25 protein-coding genes, 1 pseudogene and 1 other annotated feature are annotated in these 25284 nt (G+C 36.2%); of the genes and pseudogenes, 22 read left to right on the top strand and 4 right to left on the bottom strand.

Annotated elements, in window-relative coordinates; translation table 11 throughout:
- Window positions 1–141: 141 nt before the first annotated feature.
- Window positions 142–342 (bottom strand): hypothetical protein, encoded by a 201-nt coding sequence (locus ABES03_RS11370; RefSeq protein ID WP_430117403.1) that lies wholly within the window; start codon window positions 340–342, stop codon window positions 142–144.
- Between the two features lie 199 nt (window positions 343–541).
- A complete protein-coding gene (locus tag ABES03_RS11375; RefSeq protein ID WP_430117404.1) occupies window positions 542–1039 on the bottom strand; it encodes a YkyB family protein in 498 nt (165 codons plus the stop codon).
- A 201-nt stretch (window positions 1040–1240) separates the two neighbouring features.
- On the opposite strand from ABES03_RS11375, the gene ABES03_RS11380 reads away from it, so the two are divergent.
- On the top strand, window positions 1241–3355 hold the full coding sequence (locus tag ABES03_RS11380) for a sensor domain-containing protein (RefSeq protein ID WP_430117405.1): 2115 nt from the start codon (window positions 1241–1243) through the stop codon (window positions 3353–3355).
- Between the two features lie 43 nt (window positions 3356–3398).
- On the opposite strand, the gene ABES03_RS11385 is transcribed toward ABES03_RS11380, so the two are convergent.
- Both ABES03_RS11385 and ABES03_RS11390 read right to left on the bottom strand, forming a co-directional pair.
- Window positions 3399–4277 carry a metallophosphoesterase gene (locus tag ABES03_RS11385; RefSeq protein WP_430117406.1) on the bottom strand — a complete coding sequence of 293 codons (879 nt, stop codon included), beginning with the start codon at window positions 4275–4277 and terminating at the stop codon, window positions 3399–3401.
- Between the two features lie 167 nt (window positions 4278–4444).
- On the bottom strand, window positions 4445–5293 hold the full coding sequence (locus ABES03_RS11390) for a C39 family peptidase (RefSeq protein WP_430117407.1): 849 nt from the start codon (window positions 5291–5293) through the stop codon (window positions 4445–4447).
- A 210-nt stretch (window positions 5294–5503) separates the two neighbouring features.
- Here ABES03_RS11390 and ABES03_RS11395 point away from each other — a divergent pair, with 210 nt between their 5' ends.
- From ABES03_RS11395 to cccA, 21 genes and pseudogenes are all read left to right on the top strand, one after another.
- Complete coding sequence (locus ABES03_RS11395) at window positions 5504–6715, top strand: EAL-associated domain-containing protein (RefSeq protein WP_430117408.1); 1212 nt, start codon at window positions 5504–5506, stop codon at window positions 6713–6715.
- A gap of 40 nt (window positions 6716–6755) precedes the next feature.
- On the top strand, window positions 6756–7049 hold the full coding sequence (locus ABES03_RS11400; RefSeq protein ID WP_430117409.1) for a hypothetical protein: 294 nt from the start codon (window positions 6756–6758) through the stop codon (window positions 7047–7049).
- A gap of 313 nt (window positions 7050–7362) precedes the next feature.
- On the top strand, window positions 7363–7821 hold the full coding sequence (locus ABES03_RS11405; RefSeq protein WP_430117410.1) for a hypothetical protein: 459 nt from the start codon (window positions 7363–7365) through the stop codon (window positions 7819–7821).
- 98 nt (window positions 7822–7919) lie between these two features.
- Window positions 7920–8222, top strand: coding sequence for a sporulation protein YqfC (yqfC, locus tag ABES03_RS11410; protein WP_430117411.1), 303 nt, complete (start codon window positions 7920–7922; stop codon window positions 8220–8222).
- On the top strand, window positions 8219–9412 hold the full coding sequence (yqfD, locus tag ABES03_RS11415) for a sporulation protein YqfD (protein ID WP_430117412.1): 1194 nt from the start codon (window positions 8219–8221) through the stop codon (window positions 9410–9412). The genes yqfC and yqfD overlap by 4 nt, the downstream gene beginning before the upstream one ends.
- Window positions 9409–10377 (top strand): PhoH family protein, encoded by a 969-nt coding sequence (locus ABES03_RS11420; RefSeq protein ID WP_430117413.1) that lies wholly within the window; start codon window positions 9409–9411, stop codon window positions 10375–10377. Before yqfD ends, ABES03_RS11420 begins: the two co-directional genes overlap by 4 nt.
- A gap of 163 nt (window positions 10378–10540) precedes the next feature.
- Entirely contained in the window at window positions 10541–12715 is a 2175-nt protein-coding gene (locus tag ABES03_RS11425; RefSeq protein WP_430117414.1) for an HD family phosphohydrolase, read from the top strand.
- Window positions 12712–13182: an rRNA maturation RNase YbeY gene (gene ybeY / locus ABES03_RS11430; RefSeq protein WP_430117415.1), complete on the top strand. Its 471-nt coding sequence runs from the start codon at window positions 12712–12714 to the stop codon at window positions 13180–13182. The genes ABES03_RS11425 and ybeY overlap by 4 nt, the downstream gene beginning before the upstream one ends.
- Window positions 13166–13549, top strand: a complete 384-nt coding sequence (locus tag ABES03_RS11435) for a diacylglycerol kinase family protein (RefSeq protein WP_430117416.1) — start codon at window positions 13166–13168, stop codon at window positions 13547–13549. The genes ybeY and ABES03_RS11435 overlap by 17 nt, the downstream gene beginning before the upstream one ends.
- Window positions 13550–13760: 211 nt before the next feature.
- Entirely contained in the window at window positions 13761–14162 is a 402-nt protein-coding gene (locus tag ABES03_RS11440; RefSeq protein ID WP_308083136.1) for a cytidine deaminase, read from the top strand.
- Window positions 14152–15072 carry a GTPase Era gene (era, locus tag ABES03_RS11445; RefSeq protein WP_430117417.1) on the top strand — a complete coding sequence of 307 codons (921 nt, stop codon included), beginning with the start codon at window positions 14152–14154 and terminating at the stop codon, window positions 15070–15072. Before ABES03_RS11440 ends, era begins: the two co-directional genes overlap by 11 nt.
- Before the next feature lie 158 nt (window positions 15073–15230).
- Entirely contained in the window at window positions 15231–15374 is a 144-nt protein-coding gene (locus ABES03_RS11450; RefSeq protein ID WP_074432770.1) for a YqzL family protein, read from the top strand.
- Window positions 15375–15408: 34 nt separating this feature from the next.
- Entirely contained in the window at window positions 15409–16161 is a 753-nt protein-coding gene (recO, locus tag ABES03_RS11455; protein ID WP_430117418.1) for a DNA repair protein RecO, read from the top strand.
- A gap of 50 nt (window positions 16162–16211) precedes the next feature.
- Window positions 16212–16399, top strand: a binding site (T-box leader).
- 92 nt (window positions 16400–16491) lie between these two features.
- Window positions 16492–17877 (top strand): glycine--tRNA ligase, encoded by a 1386-nt coding sequence (locus ABES03_RS11460; protein ID WP_430117419.1) that lies wholly within the window; start codon window positions 16492–16494, stop codon window positions 17875–17877.
- 164 nt (window positions 17878–18041) lie between these two features.
- Window positions 18042–18674 carry a helix-turn-helix transcriptional regulator gene (locus ABES03_RS11465; protein ID WP_430117420.1) on the top strand — a complete coding sequence of 211 codons (633 nt, stop codon included), beginning with the start codon at window positions 18042–18044 and terminating at the stop codon, window positions 18672–18674.
- 37 nt (window positions 18675–18711) lie between these two features.
- Window positions 18712–19521 carry a pyruvate, water dikinase regulatory protein gene (locus ABES03_RS11470; protein ID WP_430117421.1) on the top strand — a complete coding sequence of 270 codons (810 nt, stop codon included), beginning with the start codon at window positions 18712–18714 and terminating at the stop codon, window positions 19519–19521.
- A gap of 472 nt (window positions 19522–19993) precedes the next feature.
- Window positions 19994–20155 (top strand): annotated as a pseudogene (locus ABES03_RS11475) (DUF188 domain-containing protein); the annotation flags it as partial.
- Window positions 20156–20199: 44 nt separating this feature from the next.
- Window positions 20200–22011 (top strand): DNA primase, encoded by a 1812-nt coding sequence (gene dnaG / locus ABES03_RS11480; RefSeq protein ID WP_430117422.1) that lies wholly within the window; start codon window positions 20200–20202, stop codon window positions 22009–22011.
- 41 nt (window positions 22012–22052) lie between these two features.
- Window positions 22053–23177 (top strand): RNA polymerase sigma factor RpoD, encoded by a 1125-nt coding sequence (gene rpoD / locus ABES03_RS11485; RefSeq protein ID WP_430117423.1) that lies wholly within the window; start codon window positions 22053–22055, stop codon window positions 23175–23177.
- Between the two features lie 374 nt (window positions 23178–23551).
- Window positions 23552–24691, top strand: coding sequence for an acyl-CoA dehydrogenase family protein (locus tag ABES03_RS11490; RefSeq protein WP_430117424.1), 1140 nt, complete (start codon window positions 23552–23554; stop codon window positions 24689–24691).
- Window positions 24692–24884: 193 nt separating this feature from the next.
- On the top strand, window positions 24885–25253 hold the full coding sequence (cccA, locus tag ABES03_RS11495; protein WP_430117425.1) for a cytochrome c550: 369 nt from the start codon (window positions 24885–24887) through the stop codon (window positions 25251–25253).
- Window positions 25254–25284: the final 31 nt, after the last annotated feature.

Raw genomic sequence — 25284 nt, forward strand, 5'->3', positions numbered from 1 at the left:
TCTTCGTGCCTTCCACTCCAATCAACAGGTATGTTAAATCAACATAATGCTTTAACATAGCCAATCAATTAAAAACGGTCTGAGTGATCTCAGACCGTTTTTTAGGGGGAGGGGAATTTTATATCAAATTAAAGAGTATGATTAATAACCGTAATCCCAGTCTATTTCATCTTCATGCCAGAATACAGGTGACACAGAACCGAATTCGATGACCTTCTCATCAAGCTTGCAGCTGCAATGTTCACAACCACATTGCTCTTTTATTTCTTCGTAAAAGGAATGTTCAACATCTTCAATAAATGTAATGTTCTGCTCCTGGAATAGAATGGCAGTTCCTTTCATAATTAAAAGCACCTCTTTTAAAGTTTATACTAATGTTTTGGAATAACTTCTTATGACTGTATTGTAATGCGATTTTTAATCTGAGTCTATTGATTTGTGATTTTGTTCACAAAACTATCAAGAAGTTATAGCGAATTTAAGAATCCTTATATTAATTAAAAAAGTGACCAGGGGTATTTGGTCACCTTGTTCTTACTTATTAAGAATATCTTTCCCCTAATTTCTTGAATATAGGTTTTTGGTATGGTCGCTGATTTTTCTTTGACATGGATGCTGGATTTTCTATTTCAGATATCCCTGTGTAGGCTTGCAATAAAGCTTTAGCAAAGCTAAGTGAAAGTGTCGCCTTGGGATTTCTTACACGTCCATCAAGTTTACCAAGATGGGGAAGTTCATGGAAATCAGATTTAGTGGGAGGAATATGGAAGGTGTATCTGCCACATTCAACGAGCACATCGGATTGCTGTTGGCTATTTCTAGGGTTTTCTGAAAAGTGGAGTCCTACTTTTTTTGCCTTGCCCTCTTGGATTAATTTTTTTAGTGATTCCTGTTTCAATTTGTACAAGAATTTGGGATTAGTTGCTGTTTTTGCATGGCGATTCACAATAAAGACTGCTTGAGCGAGGTTTTCGATGGTTAGATTTAGTTTGGATAGGGGATATTTCTGGTCGTGATTCAAAGTATGTTCTCCTTTCATTTTGTTAAAGCAACTATATTATACCTCTATTTTTAAAAAATAGAAACCCAGCAATATATAGGTCTAAAAAAATTTTAGCGAAATAATCATTATTTTCAATAAATTACTTTCATTCAGTTAAAATCATTGTAAAATAGAAATACTAGAATGTAAAAACATTATTGTAAGAAATCAGAATTTTTTCAGCTGAAGGATGATTTAATGGAGCATTTAAATAATTTATTAACGAATGAATTAGATTCTGGCAAAGCCGGCGGAAAAATACAGAAAATTATTTTTGATATTATTTTTCAGCACATTCAAGATATGGTCTTTGTAATGAAAGTGGAAGAAGGACCACAATTTCGATATATATTTGTCAACGAATCTGGCATGAAAAAAGCTAACCTTTCTGTTGAATCCATTGGAAAGACATTTCACGAAGTGCTGCCCCCTTCATTCGCAAATTCCCTTCAGCAAAAATATGAGAAATTATTAAAAAGAAAAACAGTCATAACCTTCGACGACAAATTTGAATTAAATGATGGAAGAACAATTTATGGTGAAACGCTCTTAACTCCAGTTTTGGATCAAGACAATGACATTAGTTATATTGTTGCAGTCACAAGAGATGTGACTGAATGGTTAAATGAGAAAAATAAAATTATTGAAAGTGAGCAGAGATATCGATCCATTATAGAACATAACCATGATTCAATTTTTACAATTAACCTGAAAGGGAAAATTCTAGAAGCCAATCCTGCTGCTTCCCTTTTAACTGGATACTCAGAAAAGCAGATGATCAATCGATCCATTTACGACATGATAAATGAAAGGGATATAGAGAAATTTAAAGTGCTCTTACAGAATTCTTGTACTGGAATAGCACTTGAGGCACATGATTGTAAGGTTATTCATTCGAAAGGCTATTTACTTATTGTCCATATTAAAACAGTTCCGATTGTCATTCATAACGAAATCAAAGGGCTATATGTGATATTAAAAGACCTATCAGAAAAAGTTAAAAATATAGAAATGATAAAATTTATGGCTTTTCACGATCAATTAACAGGATTATTAAATCGAAGAGCCCTACTTGAACAATTAAATGATCAAATTCATTCACCTGAAAATAAATTAAAAGGATTTGCTTTAATTTCAATTGATCTTGATAGGTTTAAGTTCCTTAATGATACTCTCGGTCATTTGGCAGGGGATGAGATTTTAAAAAAGGTAGCTGATCGATTATCTCAATTCCAAAGTGATACCTGCTATATTTACCGTCAAGGTGGTGACGAGTTTACTGTTCTTTTGCTCGCGGCTAATCGAGAAAGAGCTAGTTCTTTTGTAAGAAAAGTATTTTCTGTTTTCTCACAATCCTTTTATTTAAATACCCAAGAATATTATATTTCACCCAGCATAGGTATAAGCTTATATCCCGATGACGGAAATGATGCGGAGATGCTGATTAAAAACGCTGACGAGGCACTTTATCGTGTGAAGGAAAGAGGAAAGGCACATTTTCAATTTTATCGTACTGATATGAATTCTGCTTTTTCCAATGTGGTTACGTTAGAGACACACCTGCGAAAGGCTATTGAAAAAGATGAACTGTCTTTGTTTTATCAGCCACAGATTAATATCGCCACAGGAGAAGTAAAAAGTTTTGAAGCCCTGCTACGATGGAAAGATAGTGAATTTGGGTTTATTTCACCTAATGTATTTATTCCATTGGCAGAAGATACGGGGCTAATCATCCCAATAGGTTATTGGGTAATTGAAAAAGCTTGTCAACAAATTCATATCTGGAATTCCTTAGGATATATGAATATTCGTGTAGCAATAAACATATCACCTAAACAATTCCTGCATCTAAACCTAGTTCCTTTCATTCAATCAATGATCCAAACCTATGGAATACAAGCATCTTCTCTAGGGATTGAAATTACTGAAGGGGCCATGCAGGATACAAAAGAAACAATTCCTATTTTAAAAAGAATGAAGGACCTAGGGGTATCCATCTCGGTTGACGACTTTGGAACGGGGTATTCATCCTTAAGCTATTTAAAACAATTTCCTATTGATGGCTTAAAAATCGATCAATCCTTTATTAGGGATATTCTTGTAGATCAAAAAGATGCTGCTATTATTAGGTCAATTATTCACTTAGGCCAAAGTTTAGGTTTGGAAGTGATTGCTGAGGGTGTGGAGGATCAACAACAAGTAGAATTTTTAGCAAAGGCGAAGTGTGATAAAATTCAAGGATATTTTTACTCTAAACCACTTCCTGTTGAAGAGCTTGAAAAGAAATATTTGAAAAAAAATACTGGAAACTAAACACGAGAAAATCCTTATCATTTGTATTTTTGATAAGGATTTTTTATTTGTCTTCTGTTGAGAGTAATGTAAAAATGGTTAGCTCTGGTTTGGACATAAACCGAAAAGGTAATCTAGTAGTTCCAATGCCTCTGTTAACATATAGAGTTAACTTGTGGCTTTTTCCTATGGTATAAAGTCCCTCTGGATAATTTTTGGCATAAGGCGGTATAACAAGCGGACCAATGAAGGGAAGTTTAACTTGTCCACCATGGCTGTGGCCACTTATTTGCCAGTTAATCGGGTATTGTGCAGCTGTTTCGGCAAGGTCTGGGGCATGTGAAAGTAAGATTTTAAAACAATCGTTAGGAACATCTTTTAAGGCAAGAGGTAAATTGGGCCTCCCTAACATGGCATCATCAATTCCTAATAAAAAGATAGCACTTCCATCTTTTAGTTTTATTTCTTTTGCTTCATTTAGTAAGACGTTGAAATTAGTGGTTTCCATAATATTACGGTAAATGTCTGACCCGTAGCCACCATGATCATGATTGCCAAATATACAATACTTTCCAAGTGGGGCGTGTAATTTATCTAAAAGACCTACAAGTTTATTCATTTCCGTGTATTTATTTGGCTCGTCCATTAAATCTCCAGTAAATATTATAATATCTGGCTGTAGGGTATTTATTTTATCGACTAACCCTTTAAATTGAGAAAGAGTGTATTGAAATCCAAGGTGGGTATCACTAAATTGGACGATCTTTATACCATTAAAGCCTTTAGGGATTAACGAATGTTTTATTTGTTGTTCTTGGATATCGAGTAATGAAGGCTCAATGCGATTAGCATAAAGATAGCCCCCTGAACTCACTCCGAGAACGGTAAGAAATGAACCGAATGATCGTTTTAGAAATGTTCTCCTCGTCTGCTTTTTAGCCATTATTCTACCAGCCTTCTGTTATTGGACTTAAAGGGGTTCTTTAAAATTGTCTATAATATTACCCCATATTGCAAGTGAAAAAGGTACTTGGTAGTTTTTATGCATATTGGGTTCAAAAGATACTAATAAACAATAAAAAAAGGCAGTCAATTTGGCTGCCTTATTATTTATTTATAACTTACTGCCCGACTTTGCAGGGCCTTCCAGGAGGATATAAACTGTGTTTTACCGACTCTAACCTGTTTTCTACCTGATAGTGGATCATTTAAATACACGTTATTGGCATCAAAACCAACTAACACTACTGCATGTAAATCAAGTGGTGTCTTGATGTATTGTTTTCCATGGTACCAGCCTTCCCACCGATCAGGGAGTCGGTAATCTCCAGTCGTCCAGACTACAACTGGAAAACCCGCGGCTACGTGCTCTAATACTTTTTCAAAGGGCTGGTTTGTCAAATTAACCGCTCTTCCCGGTAGTTTTTGATTAATTAATGCAATCATCGGTTTGTCAAAAACGGCATACCCTGCTCGTCGACCAGTCATATCCCCAACAAATCCATCAGCAGGATTTCCCCAGCGCAGTATGTCTCCTTTAGTTGATCGAATAATAGGATCTGGATCTTTCTTTATGGAGCGGTAAAGATCCATTTTATTGGTTTTCACGCCTGCATAATTCAAAACCATCGCTAAACTTGTAACTTCACACCCATAACGCAACTCAGGGTTTTGCTTTATTAAAACGACATTAAGCATAGTAGAATTTTTTTTAGGTGGAGCACTAACAGAATTACTATTTATTGGCTTGTTTTTTACATTTATTAATTGTTCTTTAACGTTGGTTATGGTAGTTGATTTATTGCTTATAGGAACCGTCTGTGTTTTGTTTTCGGAATTTTTACTTATCGGAACTCTAGACTCTGTTTTTTCTATGTTAGAGCTAGAATTTGTATACGCATTAAAATGGCTGCAACCAAACATTGGAAGGAGTAAGGCTACCAAGCAAAGCTTCTTCAAAAATATTCCTCCTTTAACGCTAATTTAAAGCGTTGATCTTTTGGTATCACCATCTGCCCTATAAACGCTGAATTCTAAAATCATTTTTAAAGGGCTTGTATGTAGGATGTGATTGTATCTATGTTGCTATAATGGTATCCTTTTGGAAAAGAACGAGAAACGGCACGTACGCGTATGGTATAATGAAAAATATTTTTTGGAGGTACTTAGATGGATGCTTTGGATATCCTATCGGATGTTGAAAATTGCTTTCCTTATTTTCAGCCGATTTTTAGTGCCGATGAACAGCGGGTTATAGCCTATGAGGTTTTAGGAAGATACCAATCTGAGGGCAATATAATAAGCTTGGGTCCATTTTTTCAAGACGAAGAGATACCTGATGAATATAAATACGAAGTGGATTTATTAATTGTTAAGAAGGCGCTTGAAAAAATACTGGAACTTGATCCTGATATCCGTTTGTTTTTAAATCGGAATGCCGATTTATTAATGTATAAACATGGTGAGCCATTTTTACAGGAGCTTTTAGCTTTTGAGAAAAGAGGGTTAAATCTTCAGCGAATAGTTTTGGAAATCTCTGATCGTCATTACAATGGGGATGTGGATCAATTTGACCATCTTCTGCAGTATTACCGGACATATGGTATTAAAGTTGCCATAGCTAGTGTTGACAGTGAAAGTCATTATTTTGAACGTCTAGGTCAGCTTAATCCAGATATATTAAAGATTAATTTACATCCGCTCAAATCGACGTCAACAGGTATGAACTATAATGATGTCTTGTTCTCCTTGTCACTTTTTGCAAGGAAAATAGGAGCTACTCTTTTGTTTGAGAATATTGAAATGAGTTATCAGCTGCAATTTGCTTGGAAAAATGGTGGTCACTATTATCAGGGATATTACTTACACCCACCATCTCCTGAGTTCATTGAACGGGACTTATTAAAGCATCGGTTAAAAGAAAAATTTCATGATTTTATCTCCTATGAAAAGAAAAAGTTAGAGGCTGTTTTTACTACTGCAGAAAACTTTCAAGCAAAGGTTCAAGAGTTAGTGATAAAAAACAGAAAAGCAAGTTATGAAGAACTTTTTCAGGTTTTGATAAAAGAAATGGATCAAGTGGCATTTAGGATGTATATCTGTGACGAAGATGGGTTTCAAAAGTCAGCAAATATTTTTAAAAATAAAAATGGCTGGATTAGCCAATCTGAATATTTGAATAAAAACTGGAGTTGGCGTCCCTATTTTTTAGAAAACATAATAAAAATGCGTCATGATCAAAAAGGTATTCTGTCTGATTTATATTGTGACATTGAAACAGGTGAAACTATTCGGACTTTTTCCTTTCCAATAAACGGGAATGAATATCTATTTATTGATATCTCGTACCAATATTTATTTGAACACGTTCAACTTCTTTAAACACACAGTTGAATAGAAAGATTCCTCTAGTGGCATTTTAATGAAGAGGGTACTACAGCCGGTTAATACGGAACACTTCATTAAAAAAGGGGTTTTGTTTATGGGTTTTATCAATATTCTTGGAGTTCTAATTATTGCCATTCTTGCCGTTTCGGCAATTTATACGTTGGTGTTGGGTAGACAGCAGAAAGTGGTTGAAGGGAATCTGGACACTCAAATTGAAAAACATGTTCAAAAGCATGCCTATATTAAAAATCCAATTTTTTTAGCCTACGGTATCTTCTTTGCTTTACTCCTTTTCATCGTTTTTTTTGTTGCCATTACTTTTTATTGATGGGTCTCATAAGGAGATCCATTTTTTTTATGCAATTTTTATAAAAAAGGCTGTGTTAAAGATAAGTGTTGATTTTTACACCCTGTTGATTGGAGCGGAAGGCACGAAGATCCTCGAAAATGCTATCGCATTTCCTTCGTGCGGTGTAGATTCAATGAAGCTTATTCAATGTCCTGTGGGAGTATGGTTCAGGGGAGACCCCGCAGGCGCAAGCGCCGAGGAGGCTCGCCGAAACGCCCACGGAAAGCGAAGCGCCTGGAGCGGAAATCAACAGCCATTTTAACAAAGCCCAATTAAAAAAGGAGGGTAGGATTTGGAAACGATACTATTCTTGATAATTGTCGGCGTGATCTCAACAATCTTTGGTAAAACAAAAGGTACCCAAGGAAAGGCAGGAAATAAGCCTTTTTCAGTAGGAAACATGAAAGATATTCGAACGCTTTTTGATGAATTTACCAAAGAAAAACCAAGAGAAACCTTCTCCGTTGAAACGAATACTCATATGGAAGTGCCGAAAAATTTATTGAAAAATCTTGAAAATGAATATGTTCAAGTGAGGCAAGAGTCAGAAGCTAGTCGTACTAGAATGGCAGCAACTCGGCAACAGGCTGAACGAGTAATAGAACCTGCAACGAAAATTAAACATCAGGAAATAACTAAACCTGTTGCTCTAGAAAATCCAGATGTTAATACGTTTGTTAATGGAATCATTTGGTCGGAAATTCTTGGTGAACCACGTGCAAAAAGACCTTATTTATCAAAAAGAAGATAAATGGATTAGTTTAAAGCAACATATAATCTAAATAGAAAAAAATGTGCTAGAACCCCCTTTCTTTTCATAAATATGAGATGAAAGGGGGTTCTTTTTTTATGGCAAAAAAATGGGCCGGGCGGGTTCGAAACTGGATGGCTAATAAAATGGATCTTCCTCAAGATGTCATGATGGATTTGCCGCGAATTACGATGATAGGACAAATTCATATATATATAGAAAACCATCGCGGCCTTCTGGCATTTTCTGATAAAGAACTCCGATTGTTGTTAAAACAAGGTCAATTATTAATAAAGGGTAAATCTTTTGTTATTAAAACGATCTTAACTGAAGAGATTTTACTCCAAGGAAAAATTGATCAGGTGATTTATATAACAGATAACCCAGGAGGTACAAAATGAAGAACCAGTGGATAGAATTTTTTTATGGCAGGGTTACCGTTAGAGTTTCAGGAAAGGGGCTCGAGCGGTTTATAAATGTGTTAATAAGAAATGGTCTACATATTTGGAATGTAAAACGCCATGGTACTGAGACCATAACATTTAAGATGAGACTTCAGGATGCACTCCGAATCAGAAAATATGCCAGGAAAAGTGAATGTACGATCTCCTTTTTACAGAGAAATGGTGCGCCGTTCCTATTACGGAGATTGTTAAAGAATAGCGGCTTTTTAATTGGAGCAGCTACTTTTTTACTCCTTATATTTCTTCTGTCAAATGTCATTTGGGGAATTGAGATTAAGGGGGCAAAACCTGCAACGGAGTATCAAATTCGCAAAGAATTGGACAAGATGGGGGTGAAAATAGGCAAGGTCCAATTTTTTGTAGATAATGTGGAAGGGATACAAAGAAAATTAACGAATAATATTGGTGCGCTAACATGGGTCGGTGTGGAACTAAAAGGGACAACCTATCATCTTCAAGTAGTAGAAAAAAATGAGCCCAAAAAACCGGAGATCCTATCACCTCAGAATTTAATTGCTAAAAAGAAGGCTATAATTGTAAAAATGTTTGTTGAAGAAGGCCAAAAGGTTGTAGACATTCATGATCATGTTGAAGCTGGACAACTACTCGTTTCTGGTTCGTTTGGACAAGAAGAGAGTCCAGAATTGGTGGCAGCAAAAGGAGAGGTTTGGGGTGAGACCTGGTATAAGAGCCACGTTGAATTACCACTAGTTAGCAACTTCAAGGTATATAATGGGAAGGAAAAACAAAAGCACTCCCTTTTGCTTTGGAATATGAAAGTACCTATTTGGGGTTTTGGTAAGCCAGAGTTTAGTGAATATGAAACAGAGGAGAATACTCATAAAATCCATTTTTTAAAATGGGAATTACCGATTTCTTACGTAAACACAACGTTGCGTGAACGCGAGGAAATTACTCGAACCTATACGGTTAAACAGGCTGAGGAAATTGCGTTAGAAATGGCAAAAAAAGAAATAAAAAGTCACTTAGATGAAGATGCTATTATAAAAGATGAAAAAATTTTACACAAGGTAAATGAAAATGGTAAAGTTATACTAGATATCCATTTTAAGATAATTGAAAACATTGCGGTAGGACAACCAATTTCCAAGGAGACTCCTGAATGACAGAAAAATTAATAACCATTAATGTTCAGCTAGAAACCCCGGCAGAGGCCATCACGCTTCTCGGTAATTCGGACCAAAACTTAAAAACCATTGAACAAGAGCTCGGTGTATCCATTATTACTAGAGGAGAATCTGTAAGCTTGTCAGGTGATGAAGAAAAGGTCACGATGGCAGGAGAAATTATTGACAGATTAATCTTCGTTATTCGTAAGGGTATTAACATCAGCCAAAGAGATGTTTTATACGCTATTCAAATGGCAAACAAGGGAACACTTGATTACTTCGTTAATTTATATGAAGAAGAAATTGGGAAAAACGTTAAAGGGAAAACCATTAGAATTAAAACGCTTGGACAAAGACAATATGTACAGGCTATTAAAAAAAATGATCTTGTTTTTGGGATTGGACCGGCAGGAACAGGGAAAACCTATTTAGCCGTAGTTATGGCTGTCAACGCGCTACGAAATGGTAACGTCAATAAAATCATCTTAACCCGTCCTGCTGTCGAGGCAGGGGAAAGTCTTGGCTTCCTGCCTGGTGACTTAAAGGAAAAGGTCGACCCTTATTTGAGACCCTTGTACGATGCGCTTAATGATATATTAGGCGTGGAACATACCCAAAGATTAATTGAACGGGGAACCATAGAAATAGCTCCATTAGCATACATGAGGGGCCGTACATTGGATGATGCATTTGTTATTTTGGATGAGGCACAAAATACAACTCATGCACAAATGAAGATGTTTTTGACTAGGCTAGGTTTTGGTTCCAAAATGGTAATTACCGGTGATCAAACCCAAATTGACTTGCCGAAAGGTGCTAAATCTGGCCTAATTGTCGCTGAAGAGATATTGCAAAATGTAAATGGTATTTCCTTTGTGTTTTTAGAACAAAGTGATGTTGTTCGCCATCCATTAGTTGGTAAGATTATTCAAGCCTATGAAAAGACAGCCAATCAAAAGTAAGCAAGGGGGTAAACCATATGGGTTTATCCTCTTTTTTTTTATTAAACGTGAAAGTTGCCAGAAAAACTGTTATCATTTTACATAAAGCACACGTGTAAGTAGTAATTTGTATTTTTTTGTGGAATCACAAAGAATTTTTTATTGCGTGGTCGGGGGGAGTTAATTGGACAAACTACAGCAACACTTTATACGTATCCGAAAGCTGCTCGATATTACCTTTTTTCGCTTACTTTTTTTCTTTGTATTAGGCTCTGTCCTTTTTTCAGCAATGTACAATAATGTTAAGCCGGAAAAATTAGAATTAAGCTTATTTTCTGTTGCTGAAAAAACCATTCGTTCCCCTGGGACAGTAGAGGACAAAAAAAGCACCGAAAATAAACGCAAAGATGCACTTGACCAAGTACAAGACGTTTATACATTAAAAAAAGAATATACTCAAAATCGAGTGGATTTAATTACCTCCATTTTTCAATCAGCCATTGATGTAAATAATGAAATGAAAGAGGAATTGAAGAAGCTGGCTGAACAGGCAACAGAAGATACTCCCATAAAAGAAGAGCCAAGTGCGGAGGATAAGGTAACGAGATTAAAAGCTAAATTAACGTCTAGTGCTTCAAAGGATCTCTCTACTCAAATTCTAACTGCATTAGTGCAAGCGAATAATGATGATCTATCTATTGCAAGAGATATGACAGTTACGGCAATTAACAATGTAATGACTAAAAGGATCTCTGCAGATGAAGTAGAAAATGCAAAAAAGAGAGTTGAAGAGGAGTTAAAATATACAACACTTAGTGAAAGTCTAAGAATGGCCTCGATTGAGCTTGGTAGGTATGCTATTATTCAAAATGAATTTTATGACCCAACAGCAACAGAAGATCTGCGAAATCAAGCGGTCGAAAGTGTAGAACCTGTAAAAATTTTACAAGGTCAGGTTATTGTTGAAGAAGGGGAATTAATTACGCAAGATATCTATCGTCAACTTAAGTTGGCAGGGCTTTTAAGCACAGAAAAATCGTTTAAACCGTTTATCGGATTAATTGTGCTAGTCACCATTATTATTTCAGCCATTTACTATTACTTTTATCAAATGAAATCGTTACCTGAGAAAAGACAGACCTACCTTCTGTTATTTGGGATTATCTTTATCCTCTCCATCTTTATTATGAAAATAATAAGCATGCTTCAAATATTTAATTTTGCGGGGATTGGCTATATATTTCCTGCTGCAATGGGGGGCATGCTAATAAAGATCCTAATTGACGAGAAGCTTGCGATTTTTATGTCCATTATTATGGCGATTTGTGGCAGCGTCCTTTTTAATGAGGGAATGGCAGGAACGTTAAACTTTTCTGAAGGCATTTACATTTTGTTTAGTGCTATAGCAGGGATTTTATTTTTAAGCAAAAAAAATCAGCGTTCGAAAATTTTACAGGCAGGTACCTTTGCTGCTCTAGTCAATCTATTAACCATTTTAGCGTTAATGTTCCTACCTAATGGTCAGTATTCTGGGGTTGAATATGGATATTACTTCATTACAGCTCTTGTTTCAGGAATTGGCTCTGCGGTATTAACCATAGGCCTCCTACCTTTTTTTGAAGCTAGTTTTGGAATATTATCAACAATGAGGCTGATTGAACTTTCTAATCCCAATCATCCACTGCTCCGGAAAATACTGATGGACGCCCCTGGTACATATCATCACAGTGTAATGGTGGCCAATTTAGCTGAATCGGCCTGTGAGGCGATAGGGGCGAATGGGCTTTTAGCAAGAGTTGGAAGTTATTATCATGATATCGGTAAGACGAAACGACCAAACTTTTTCATAGAAAATCAAATGCATTTAGAAAATCCGCATGACCGTCTACCGCCGGATAAAAGTGCAAATATTATTATTGCGCATGTCACTGATGGCTCTCATACACTGAGAAAATATCATATGCCAAAAGAAATTGTTGATATTGCTGAACAGCACCATGGAACAACCCTATTGAAATACTTTTATCATAAGGCTCTTCAAGATGAGACAGCTATAAAGGAAGATGATTACCGTTATCCCGGCCCGAAGGCACAAACAAAGGAATCCGCCGTTGTAGGGATTGCAGATAGTGTAGAGGCCGCTGTTCGTTCATTGTCAAAGCCTACGCCAGAATTGATTGAATCACTTGTTAAGAAAATTGTTGCAGACAGGCTTCAAGATGGTCAGTTAAATGAATGTGATCTAACGTTAAAAGAAATTGAGACTGTCTCTCATACGTTATGTGAAACACTTAAAGGGATATTTCACTCAAGGATTGAATATCCAGAAATGACGAAGAAGAAGGTGAAACAAGCATGACTTTACTAATTGATTGTGCTGACGAGACGAATGAATTATCTGAAGAACAAATGCTTGAAGTGGAAAGGATATTAGCGTTTGCCGCTAAAAAACTAAATATTGAAGAACATAGTGAAGTGTCTGTAACATACGTTACAAATGAAAGAATCCATGAAATAAACCGAGAGTACCGCGATAAGGACACTCCAACAGACGTTATTTCTTTTGCTATGGAAGAACTAGGCGAAGGTGAAGTGGAGCTAAAGGGTGTTGATATGCCTCGAATTTTAGGAGATATCATCATTTCTGTCTCTAAAACAAGGGAACAGGCGGAAGAGTATGGTCATTCATTTCAAAGAGAGCTAGGTTTTTTAGCGGTACATGGTTTTTTGCATCTCTTAGGATATGATCATATGACTGAAGAAGAAGAAAAAGAAATGTTTACATTGCAAAAGGAAATTTTTAACGAGTATGGACTTTCAAGGTAAAAGAAAGCCACATCCAATGCTGGGGTCATTTTCATATGCTGTTACAGGGATCCTTACCGCCCTTCTTTCAGAGAGGAATATGAGGATTCATTTGATCAGCTCGATAGTGGTCATTCTCTTTTCCATATACTTTTCAATTACAAGAATGGAATGGATAGTCATCCTTTTCGCTGTTGGCGGTATGTTCTCCTTAGAGTTAATAAATACCGCAATTGAACGGGTGGTTGATCTCATAACGAAGGAATACCACCCTCTCGCAAAACAAGCAAAAGATATAGCAGCAGGGGCTGTATTCCTTTATGCTGTTCTTTCAGTGATCGTGGGAGGTATAATTTTTATTCCATACATATTTAGGCTATTCGAGTAGGTATTCATTAAACATTTTAAATGGATTTGAAATGGTGCAGGGAATTCGGTAAAATGAATTACCAACTTTCATTACTAGACAAGTTGAGTTATGAGAAAATTCTAATTTTTAAAAATTTTATATTACTTTTTCGCTACAAGTAATGATTTTCTCTCGTTTTTAAGGTAAAATAAAGAAACAGCAGAAATTTGCTGGAAGGGAAGAAGAGCTAGTGAACATCGAACAATTAATTGAAGAAGCAAAAAAAGCAAGAGATAAAGCTTATGTTCCATATTCCAAATTTGGAGTTGGAGCAGCCTTATTAACAACAGATGGAAAAGTATACCATGGTTGTAATATTGAAAATGCCGCATATAGCATGTGCAACTGCGCAGAACGCACAGCTTTATTTAAAGCCTATTCCGAAGGAGATCGGAATTTTCAATTGCTCGCCGTTGTTGCCGATACAGAACGCCCATGTTCTCCTTGTGGAGCGTGCAGACAAGTAATTTCCGAACTTTGTCCAAGAGACATGAAAGTCGTTTTAACCAACCTAAAAGGGGATATTCAGGAAATTACAGTCGAAGAATTATTACCTGGTGCCTTTTCTCCGGAGGATTTACATGCAGAATAATGGGAATGGAAACGGATACAAATCAGGGTTTATTTCAATTATTGGCCGTCCAAATGTAGGAAAATCAACCTTTCTGAATCGGGTTATTGGTCAGAAAATTGCTATTATGAGTGATAAGCCACAAACAACAAGAAACAAGATTCAAGGTGTGCTAACTCTTAATGACTCTCAAATGATTTTTATTGATACTCCTGGTATTCATAAACCAAAACATAAATTAGGCGACTTTATGATGAAGGTTGCACAAAATACACTAAAAGAAGTAGATTTAGTTTTATTTATGGTTAACGCCGAGGAAGGATTTGGCAGGGGAGAAGAATTTATTCTCGAGAAGTTTCAAACAGTCAACACTCCAATCTTTCTAGTAATTAATAAAATTGATCAAATTCATCCGGATGATTTATTGCCGATTATACAGTCTTATCAAGAGAAATATCCATTTAAAGAAATTGTTCCGATTTCAGCTCTTGAAGGAAATAACGTGGAACGGCTCCTAGACCAAATTAAATCCTTCTTACCTGAGGGACCACAATACTATCCTGCTGATCAAGTAACTGATCATCCCGAGCGCTTTATTATTACAGAGCTTATCAGGGAAAAGGCACTGCACTTAACAAGAGAGGAAATCCCCCACTCCTTGGCTGTTGTTTTAGACAAAATGGAGCGTAGAGAGGGTAAAGATATCATTCATGTTATGGCAACTGTAATTGTAGAGAGAGATTCCCAAAAAGGTATTATCATTGGGAAACAAGGAAGTATGTTAAAAGAAATTGGGAAGCGGGCACGGGCAGATATTGAAAATCTTCTTGGATCTAAGGTTTTCCTAGAATTATGGGTAAAAGTTCAAAAAGATTGGCGCAACAAAATGTCCCAACTTCGTGATTATGGCTTTAACGAAGATGAATATTGAGAATAACCCTAACTAAAATATTACGATTTAGATCAGATTATGCATGGACAACATTAACAATTTTTTCGTCTTATGATTTTTGCGCAGGCAGGCTATGATAAATGTAAGGTTTGGGATTGAATTAAAGCTAGTCTAAATATTGAAAGGTGGGGTTTTCGATGATGGATTTTACGTGGAAAGTATTCCTCCAAACAGGTAATATTGACACATATCTTCTCTTCAAAGAGCTTGAGAAGGAAAACCAAGAAATACCCGGAAATCTGAATGATGAGCTAGCACAAATCGATTTTCCCGTTTCATAAGTTTGTCTTCGTACTACTTTAGAAGGTGACATTTATGCTTCAGAAGTGTGAAGGCATCGTCATTAGAACGACTGATTATGGTGAAACAAATAAAATTGTAACTATATTCACTAGGGAATGGGGGAAGATTGGTGTTATGGCCAGAGGAGCTAAAAAGCCAAACAGCCGCCTCTCTTCCATTACCCAGCTTTTTACACATGGTTATTTTTTAGTACAAAGAGGTTCTGGATTAGGTAGCCTGCAACAAGGTGAGATTGCTACTTCATTAAGGTCAATTGGTGAAGATATTTTCTTAACTGCATATGCTAGTTATATTGTTGAGCTAACTGATAAATGTACTGAAGAAAAAAAACCAAACCCTTTTCATTTTGAATTGCTATTCCAAACTTTGAATTACATGAACGAGGGGTATGAACCTGATATTCTGATGAATATCTATGAAATGAAGATGTTAAATGTAATGGGCTTATATCCAGTCTTGAATCAATGTTCCGTTTGCGGCAGTACAGACGGACATTTTTCTTTTTCCATTCGGGAAGGCGGATTTATTTGCCACAGATGTGTAGAAAAAGATCCATACCATTATAAATTATCACCAGCTGCCGTTAAATTATTAAGGCTATTTTATTATTTTGATCTTTCTAGACTAGGAAATATATCTGTTAAAGTAGAAACGAAGGCCGAACTAAAAAATGTGATTAACGCATATTATGAAGAGTACTCGGGACTTCACTTGAAAACAAAGAAATTTCTTAATTCCATGGATCAATTTCGTAATCTCTTATGATAGCTATGTTGACAATAGCGGAAGTTTTGGTTAATATTTTGGATAATAAAATATTTGCATTGACGGAAAAGAGTAATTAGATTTCCCTCTATAAAAGCGAACCTAGGATGGTGAGAGCTAGGGTATAGAGCACTAATGAAGGCGTTCCTGAGCAATTGAGTGTTGATAAAGCACATTTAAGGAGGCTGCTATTACAGCAGCAAATAGGGTGGAACCGCGGGTAACTCTCGTCCCTATGCTAATAAGCATAGGGATGGGAGTTTTTTATTTGCTCGAAATGTCTCCCCCATTTTTAAAAGAAAAATATTTTTTAGAGAAGGAGCAATAAAAATGAGTAAGGTAACGATGGAGCAAATTGTTGCACATGCAAAGCACAGAGGATTTATTTTTCCAGGGTCAGAAATTTACGGTGGACTGGCAAACACATGGGATTACGGTCCATTAGGCGTTGAATTCAAAAACAATATCAAACAGGCATGGTGGAAGAAGTTTGTTCAAGAATCCCCTTACAATGTAGGTTTGGACGCGAGTATACTGATGAATCCAAAAACATGGGAAGCTTCTGGACACATTGGGAACTTTAATGATCCAATGATTGATTGTAAAAACTGTAAAGCGCGTCACCGCGCTGATAAATTAATAGAAAATGCTCTTGATGAAAAAGGCATCGAAATGGTTGTTGATGGCTTGCCGTTTGAGAAAATGGAAGAGCTTGTCAAAGAGCATAATATAGCATGTCCGGATTGTGGAAGTCATGATTTCACAGGCATCAGACAATTTAATCTTATGTTTAAAACCTTCCAAGGGGTTACTGAGTCAAGTACAAATGAGATATTCCTTCGACCTGAAACAGCTCAAGGAATCTTTGTAAACTTTAAAAATGTACAACGTACAATGAGAAAGAAATTACCATTTGGTATTGCTCAAATCGGAAAAAGCTTCCGGAACGAAATTACACCAGGAAATTTCACCTTCCGTACACGTGAGTTCGAACAAATGGAGCTTGAATTTTTCTGTAAACCAGGAGATGAGCTTACATGGTTTGATTATTGGAAAAACTTTGCTGAAGGCTGGTTAGGTTCTTTAGGCCTTACAAAAGAAAATTTAAGATTGCGTGACCATTCTGAAGATGAACTTTCTCACTACAGTAATGCAACGACCGATTTTGAATATAAGTTTCCATTTGGCTGGGGTGAGCTTTGGGGTGTTGCTTCAAGAACAGATTATGATTTGAAGCAGCATATGGAATTTTCGGGTGAGGATTTCCATTACCTTGATCCTGAAACGAATGAAAAGTATATTCCTTACTGTATCGAACCATCACTCGGTGCGGACCGTGTCACATTAGCATTTTTAATTGATGCATATGAAGAAGAAGAGCTTGAAGATGGTACTTCAAGAACAGTTATGCATTTTCATCCTGCACTAGCACCGTTTAAGGCAGCCATTCTTCCGTTATCCAAGAAGTTATCTGATGAGGCAAGGGATGTTTTTGCTACATTATCTAAATACTTTACTGTTGATTATGACGAGGCTGGTTCTATCGGTAAACGCTACCGCCGTCATGATGAAATCGGAACACCGTTCTGTATTACCTATGATTTTGACTCAAAAGAAGATCAAATGGTAACAGTAAGAGACCGTGATACGATGGAGCAAACAAGAATCCCAATCGCTGAGCTTGTTAGCTTCCTTCAGGAAAAAATGGTATTTTAAAAAGATTAAGTCCAAAAGGTGTGGGAAACCACACCTTTTATTTTGTATTGCAAAATAGCGTCACATAAAGGATACTTCCGCCTTTAGGATAATTAGTATATAATATTTCTATTAAAGTATAACGTTATCATAGATATTGGGGTCATTTGGAATCCATACTAAGGGTGGTGAGTACAATCGAACTGACAAAACGCCAGGAACATATCCTACAAATAGTAAAGGAAAATGGGCCAATAACAGGGGAGCAAATTGCTGATCAATTAGGTTTGACCAGAGCAACCTTAAGACCTGATCTTGCAATCCTAACAATGGCTGGTTTCCTTGATGCCAGACCACGTGTTGGATATTTTTATACAGGAAAATCAGGAGCCCAATTATTAACAGAAAACCTTCAAAAAATCTATGTGAAGGATTATCAATCCATACCTGTTGTAGTTAATGAGAATGTTTCTGTCTACGACGCTATCTGTACAATGTTTCTTGAAGATGTGGGAACATTATTTGTAGTTGACCAAAGAACTCTTTTAGTAGGTGTTCTTTCTAGAAAAGACTTGCTAAGGGCAAGTATTGGGAAGCAGGAACTTACAAGTATACCTGTTAATATTATTATGACCAGGATGCCTAATATTACGATGTGTGAGCGGGAAGACTTATTGATCGATATTGCCAAGAAATTAATTGAAAAACAAATCGATGCTCTCCCGGTAGTGAAAAGATCTGAAAAGGGTTTTGAAGTAATTGGCAGAATAACGAAAACGAATATAACCAAAGCCTTTGTTGCTTTAGGAGATGAATAACGAAAGATTACTTGAATAGAGGAGCTGTTGGGGGAGAATGAGTTTACCAATTATTTATGTAGTGTCTGACTCGGTTGGAGAAACAGCTGAATTAGTGACCAAAGCTGCAATAACTCAATTTAATGGTTCAGGTATGACATTAAAAAGATTTCCTTATGTGGAAGACAAGGAACATATCGATGAAGTCCTATCACTTGTTTCTCTTGATAAAGGAATGATTGCCTTTACACTAGTTAAACCGGACATGCGTACATATATGAAGGAAAGTGCGGAAAAAGAAGGAATCATTGCTGTTGATTTAATTGGACCGATCATGGATCAAATTCAAATTTATAGCGGAAAAACTCCATTATGTGAGCCTGGACTTGTCAGAAAGTTGGACGAGGATTATTTTAAAAAAATTGAGGCGATTGAATTCGCGGTTAAGTATGATGATGGGCGTGACCCAAGAGGGATTTTAAAGGCTGACATTGTATTAATCGGTGTATCTAGAACATCAAAAACTCCGCTATCTCAGTATTTGGCCCATAAACGCTTAAAAGTTGCAAATGTTCCACTTGTACCTGAGGTTGATCCACCAGAAGAACTTTTCAAGGTTCCTATCGAAAAGTGCTTTGGTTTAAAGATTAGCCCTGAAAAGTTAAATAATATTAGACGGGAACGATTACGATCTCTGGGATTAAATGACCAGGCAAGCTATGCGAATATAGAACGGATAAAAGAGGAATTAACCTTTTTTGAAAAATTAGTAGCAAAAATTAACTGCCCTGTGATTGATGTGACCAATAAAGCTGTAGAAGAAACAGCAAATGTTATTTTAAATTATATTCAAAAAGGTAGACCGTAAGCGCATAATCAATTGATTATGTGCTTTTTTATGAAAAAAACTCAAAAATTAATACAAAATAGTTATGGTAAAATGATAATGATTGTACTATAATAAAAAATTGTGATAAAAATATTTCTTTTTAGGTTTAGAGTTGCATGTGAACGAATAAACTATTTATTGTTAGATGTCAAGGCAACCCCCTAAAAAAAATTCGACATAAATCCTTTTTTGTAAAAGTTATCACTTTAAGAAGGAATATGCGGAGTGATGTAGAATTAATACTTATGCAAAAATCATTCCACTAGTTTTGTGGATGCAGATTCATGCCTGGTTATAGAGGAAATTGTCGAAATAGCTTCCGATTTTTCCGTCGAAGTTATGTGTTGCTTCCTACGATCACCCTGTCACGAACTATTCTACATATGCAAACACCGGAAATATGTTGATATGGAAAGGAAGCTGCTGATTTGTTCATTTTGAACCATGCGGCAAAAGGGACGTTATCATAACACAGGATTTTGGACTTGCATCATCCTTACTTTTGAAGGGTATTTCAGTTTTATCTCCAAAGGGAGTGTTATTTAAGGAGAATGTAGTACAAAGTTTCACGGCAGAATTAATAAAAAATTTGTCGAAATTTGCAGGAATTTAAAGATTGCCTGCCGAATACCTGTAAGTACAAATGGAGATGTTTACATGGCAGACCGTATTGCCGAAGAAAAGATTGATCAAGTTCGTCAAGCTGTTGATATTGTCGAAATAATCAGCGATTATGTTCAACTGAAAAAGCAGGGGCGAAATTACTTCGGATTGTGTCCATTCCATGGCGAAAGCACCCCTTCATTTTCAGTATCGCCTGATAAACAAATTTATCATTGTTTTGGCTGTGGTGCAGGTGGAAATGTTTTTTCTTTCTTAATGGAACTAGAAGGGATGTCTTTCCAAGAAGCAGCCATTAAACTAGCAGCGAGAGTTAATATTGATCTCGATATTAAGATGTCTTCGGTTTCTGGAGAGAAGAAGGTTTCCAAAGAGTTTCAGGCCATGCTCGATGCCCATGAGTTATTAAGGAAATTTTACCACCACTTACTTGTAAATACAAAAGAAGGTCAGCACGCATTAGAGTATTTATTAGATAGAGGTTTTTCAAGGGAATCAATTGATAAGTTTCAAATTGGGTATTCATTAAATTCATGGGATTTTGTTTATAAGTTCCTATCTAAAAGGGATTTTTCGTCTGAATGGATGGAAAAAGCCGGACTTATTATCCGGCGGGAAAGAGACGGGACATATTTTGATCGATTTAGAGATCGAATCATGTTTCCAATTTCCGACCGTAATGGTAATACGATTGCATTTTCAGGGAGATCACTTGGTGCCGATGAGCCCAAATATTTAAATAGTCCCGAAACCGCAATCTTTAATAAAAGTAAAATTCTATATAATTATCATTTAGCTAAATCAAGTATAAAAAAGTTGCAACATGCTGTTTTGTTTGAAGGATTTGCCGATTGTATTGCAGCAGATCGATCTGGTGTAGAGAATGGTATTGCCACAATGGGGACATCTTTAACAGATGAACATATAGCCCTATTACGTCAAAGCGTTCAATCCATAACTATTTGCTATGATTCTGATAAGCCTGGGATTGAAGCTGCCTATCGAGCAGGTAGTCACTTAAATGATGCGGGTTTCCAAATCAAGGTGGCTATGATGCCAGATGGAATGGATCCTGATGAATATATAAAAAAAAATGGCTCTGAAAAATTTCGCAATGAAGTAATTGGTGCAAGCTTAACCTGGATGGGTTTTAAATTTCTTTACTTTAGAAGAGGAAAAAATCTTCAAATTGAAGGAGATCGGCTTGCTTATATCGAACAAATAATTAAAGAAATCAGCAAATTGAATAAGGCTGTTGAAAGAGATCATTACTTACGTCAACTTGCTGGGGAATTTTCTCTATCATTGGATGCTTTAAAACAGCAGCAAAAGCAAATCTTCTTCGAAGAAAAAAGAAAATCCAATGGAAAGACTGAATCAAGTAATAAACCACCATTGAAAATTGTTAAGCAAGTCAACGAGTTAAAGCCTGCACATTATACTGCTGAGAGGCGTTTAATTGCACATATGCTAAAAAATCGTGATGTTGCATACAAGGTTCAGGATTTATTACAACAAAACACGTTTAATATTGATGAACATCAGGCAATAATAACATATCTGTTAGGATTTTACGAAGATCACATAGAACCTGACTCTAGTGCGTTTTTAACCTATATTCAAGATGAAAATCTTAGAAGAATGGTTGCAAATATTGAAATGATGTCCATTAATGATGAATTAAGTGATCAAGAATTAACTGATTATATCAAACAGGTGTTGAATTATCAAAAAATGCTAAAGATAAAAGAAAAAGAAGTGGAACAAAAAGAAGCAGAGCGACAGGGTGAATTTAGTAGAGCTGCTGCAATTGGTATTGAAATTATTCAATTGCGTAAATCGTTATAGATTCCATTTTAGTGTCTTTGATTCTGGAAGGAGGAGGACATATGGCTGCTGAAAAATCAGCCCGTTCAAAAGAGGCCGAGAATGAACTGACCTTTGAACAAGTAAAAGATCAGTTAACTGAATTAGGAAAAAAAGTTGGTGTCCTTGCCTATGATGACATTGCCGAAAAGATGGCTAATTTTGATTTAGAATCTGATCAAATGGATGAGTTTTATGAATTCCTGGGTGATCAAGGAATCGAATTAGTCGGCGATAGTGAGGAAGCTCCAAACAGTAAACAATTATCAAAAGAGGATGACGAATTTGATTTAAATGATCTTAGCGTTCCTCCAGGTGTTAAGATTAATGACCCAGTTCGTATGTATTTAAAAGAGATTGGACGCGTTGACTTACTTTCTGGTGAAGAAGAGATTAAACTCGCCAACCGTATTGAAGAAGGTGACGAGGAAGCGAAGCGTCGTTTGGCTGAAGCGAACCTACGTCTGGTCGTAAGTATAGCAAAGCGCTATGTGGGTCGTGGAATGCTATTTTTAGACCTGATTCAAGAAGGAAATATGGGTCTAATTAAAGCAGTTGAAAAATTTGATTATCGCAAAGGCTTTAAGTTTAGTACCTATGCAACATGGTGGATTCGCCAAGCCATTACAAGGGCAATTGCGGACCAAGCGAGAACTATTCGTATTCCTGTTCATATGGTTGAAACAATTAACAAACTAATCCGTGTTCAACGTCAATTATTACAGGATCTTGGACGTGAACCAACACCAGAAGAAATTGGTGAAGATATGGATTTAACCCCGGATAAAGTAAGGGAAATTCTAAAGATTGCTCAAGAGCCTGTTTCATTGGAAACACCAATTGGTGAAGAAGATGATTCTCATCTTGGTGATTTCATAGAAGACCAGGATGCAACGTCTCCTTCTGAACATGCTGCTTATGAATTATTAAAAGAGCAATTAGAAGATGTTCTCGATACCTTGACAGACAGGGAAGAAAATGTCCTTCGCCTACGTTTTGGATTGGATGATGGCCGGACTCGTACACTAGAAGAAGTAGGGAAAGTCTTTGGAGTAACCCGCGAACGAATTCGTCAAATTGAAGCGAAAGCATTGCGGAAATTACGTCATCCAAGCCGAAGCAAACGGTTGAAAGATTTCTTAGAATAGATTTATTTACTTAATGGTTTACTCTTTAATGGAGTAAACCTTTTTTTGCTTTTTCACAAAAATTTATATTGAAAGCACTTACTGTATTTGAGTTTATTTTACTGAATTGTCTCTCATTTTGCAAATAGGCACATTGATTTATTCGTTGGTTTTTTTGAATTTTATTTTCGTGAAAAAGGAATAATCTTGTTTTTGTAACTTATTCTCTTTGTAAAAAGTGTAAATTCTTCTTTAGAAACTTTGTAGTGCTATTATTTTTATTATATTTGAATAATTAATTATTTTATAAAATTTTTAAATGTTGTGAAATTTTGGTTCTTTCTTTTATAATAAATAAAGTAAGCGCATACAAAGTTGTTTCAAGGGGGATAAAAATGAATTTTGACTTAACAGCTGAACAAGATATGATTAAAAGGACCATTCGCCAATTTGCAGATGAAGAGGTAGCACCTGGTGCTATTGAAAGAGATAAAACCAAACAATTCCCAATAGAGATTTTTAAAAAGCTTGCTGAAATGGGGATTATGGGACTTCCTTTCCCTGAAGAATACGGTGGTGCCGGGGCAGATACTGTCAGCTTTGCCATTGTAACTGAAGAATTAAGTAGAGCGTGCGCTTCGACAGGGATTACCTATTCTGCTCATATTTCATTAGGTGGCGCTCCACTTTATTTGTTTGGGACTGAAGAACAAAAGCAAAAATATTTAACTCCTATTTGTACTGGGGAATCATTTGGTGCATTTGGTTTAACGGAACCCAATGCTGGTTCAGATGCGGGCGGGACAAGAACTACTGCTAGAGAAACGAATGGTGAATTCATAATAAATGGGAATAAGTGTTTCATTACCAACGCAAGCTTCGCAAAGCATTTAGCCTTAACGGCTATAACTGGTGAAAATAACGGAAAGAAAGAAATAAGTGCTATTATTGTTCCTACTGATTCTGAAGGCTTTTCGATTATTGATAATTATGAAAAGATGGGTTTGAATTCTTCGAATACCACTGAGCTTGTATTAGAGGATGTAAGAGTTTCTTCAGAAAACCTTTTAGGTAAGCGTGGAGAGGGATTTAGACAGTTTTTGATTACGCTTGATGGGGGACGAATTGGGATTGGTGCTATGGCAGTGGGGATTGCTCAGGGTGCATATGAGAAAGCACTCACCTATGCAAAGGAACGGAAGCAATTTGGAAAATCCATTTCCTCCTTCCAAGCTATACAATTCAAACTAGCCGATATGGCTATGAAAATTGAATTGGCACGAAATATGGTATATAAAGCTGCCTGGTTAAAAGATCAAGGCAGAGCGTTCTCAAAGGAAGCTGCTATGTGTAAACTATATGCATCTGAAATCTGTATGGAAGTAACGAACCAGGCTGTTCAGATACATGGTGGATACGGTTATATGAAAGAGTATCATGTGGAAAGAATGATGCGTGATGCAAAACTGCTTGAAATTGGTGAAGGGACATCCGAAGTTCAACGAATGGTTATTTCACGATTAATTGGTTGTTAAAAATAAATAAGGGAAAGCTAAGGGAGGTAAATTAATTATTTTTGTTAATTTACCTCTTTTTTAATTTTTACAAAGATTATAGTGATAAAATAAGTTTAGGGCTTTTCCTTCTGTTCATTTTCAAGTAAAATAGTAATTGTTTGTAGACTATTTATTTATTAACAGATGTTCGTACATAAGGGAGGTTAATTTCATGAAACGTAATCCAGTAATTCCTTTTATTCTTATCATGGTTTTTGGAATCGTACTTGTATTTGTCATGTCTTTCAAAGGCCTTGGAGATATGAAAGAAGTAGCTAGTGAGAAGGGTGAAGGAAATGGCAGCGAGAAAACGGAAGTAGCTGCATCTAATCCGGAAGACATTTATAAGCAAACATGTGTTGCTTGTCACGGCGATCAGTATCAAGGGGTAGTTGGTCCTACGTTAAAAGGTGTTGGGAGCAAGTATTCTAAGGAACAATTAGTGGAGATCGTAACAAAGGGTAAAGGTAACATGCCTGCTGGTCTAGTTACACCAGATAAAGCGGGAGCAATGGCAGATTGGTTAAAAACTATCAAATAATTTAACGTTTTAAAAGAAGTCCTTTGCATAA

The organism is Neobacillus rhizosphaerae (genome assembly GCF_050477885.1).
Taxonomy (GTDB): domain Bacteria; phylum Bacillota; class Bacilli; order Bacillales; family Cytobacillaceae; genus Neobacillus; species Neobacillus rhizosphaerae_A.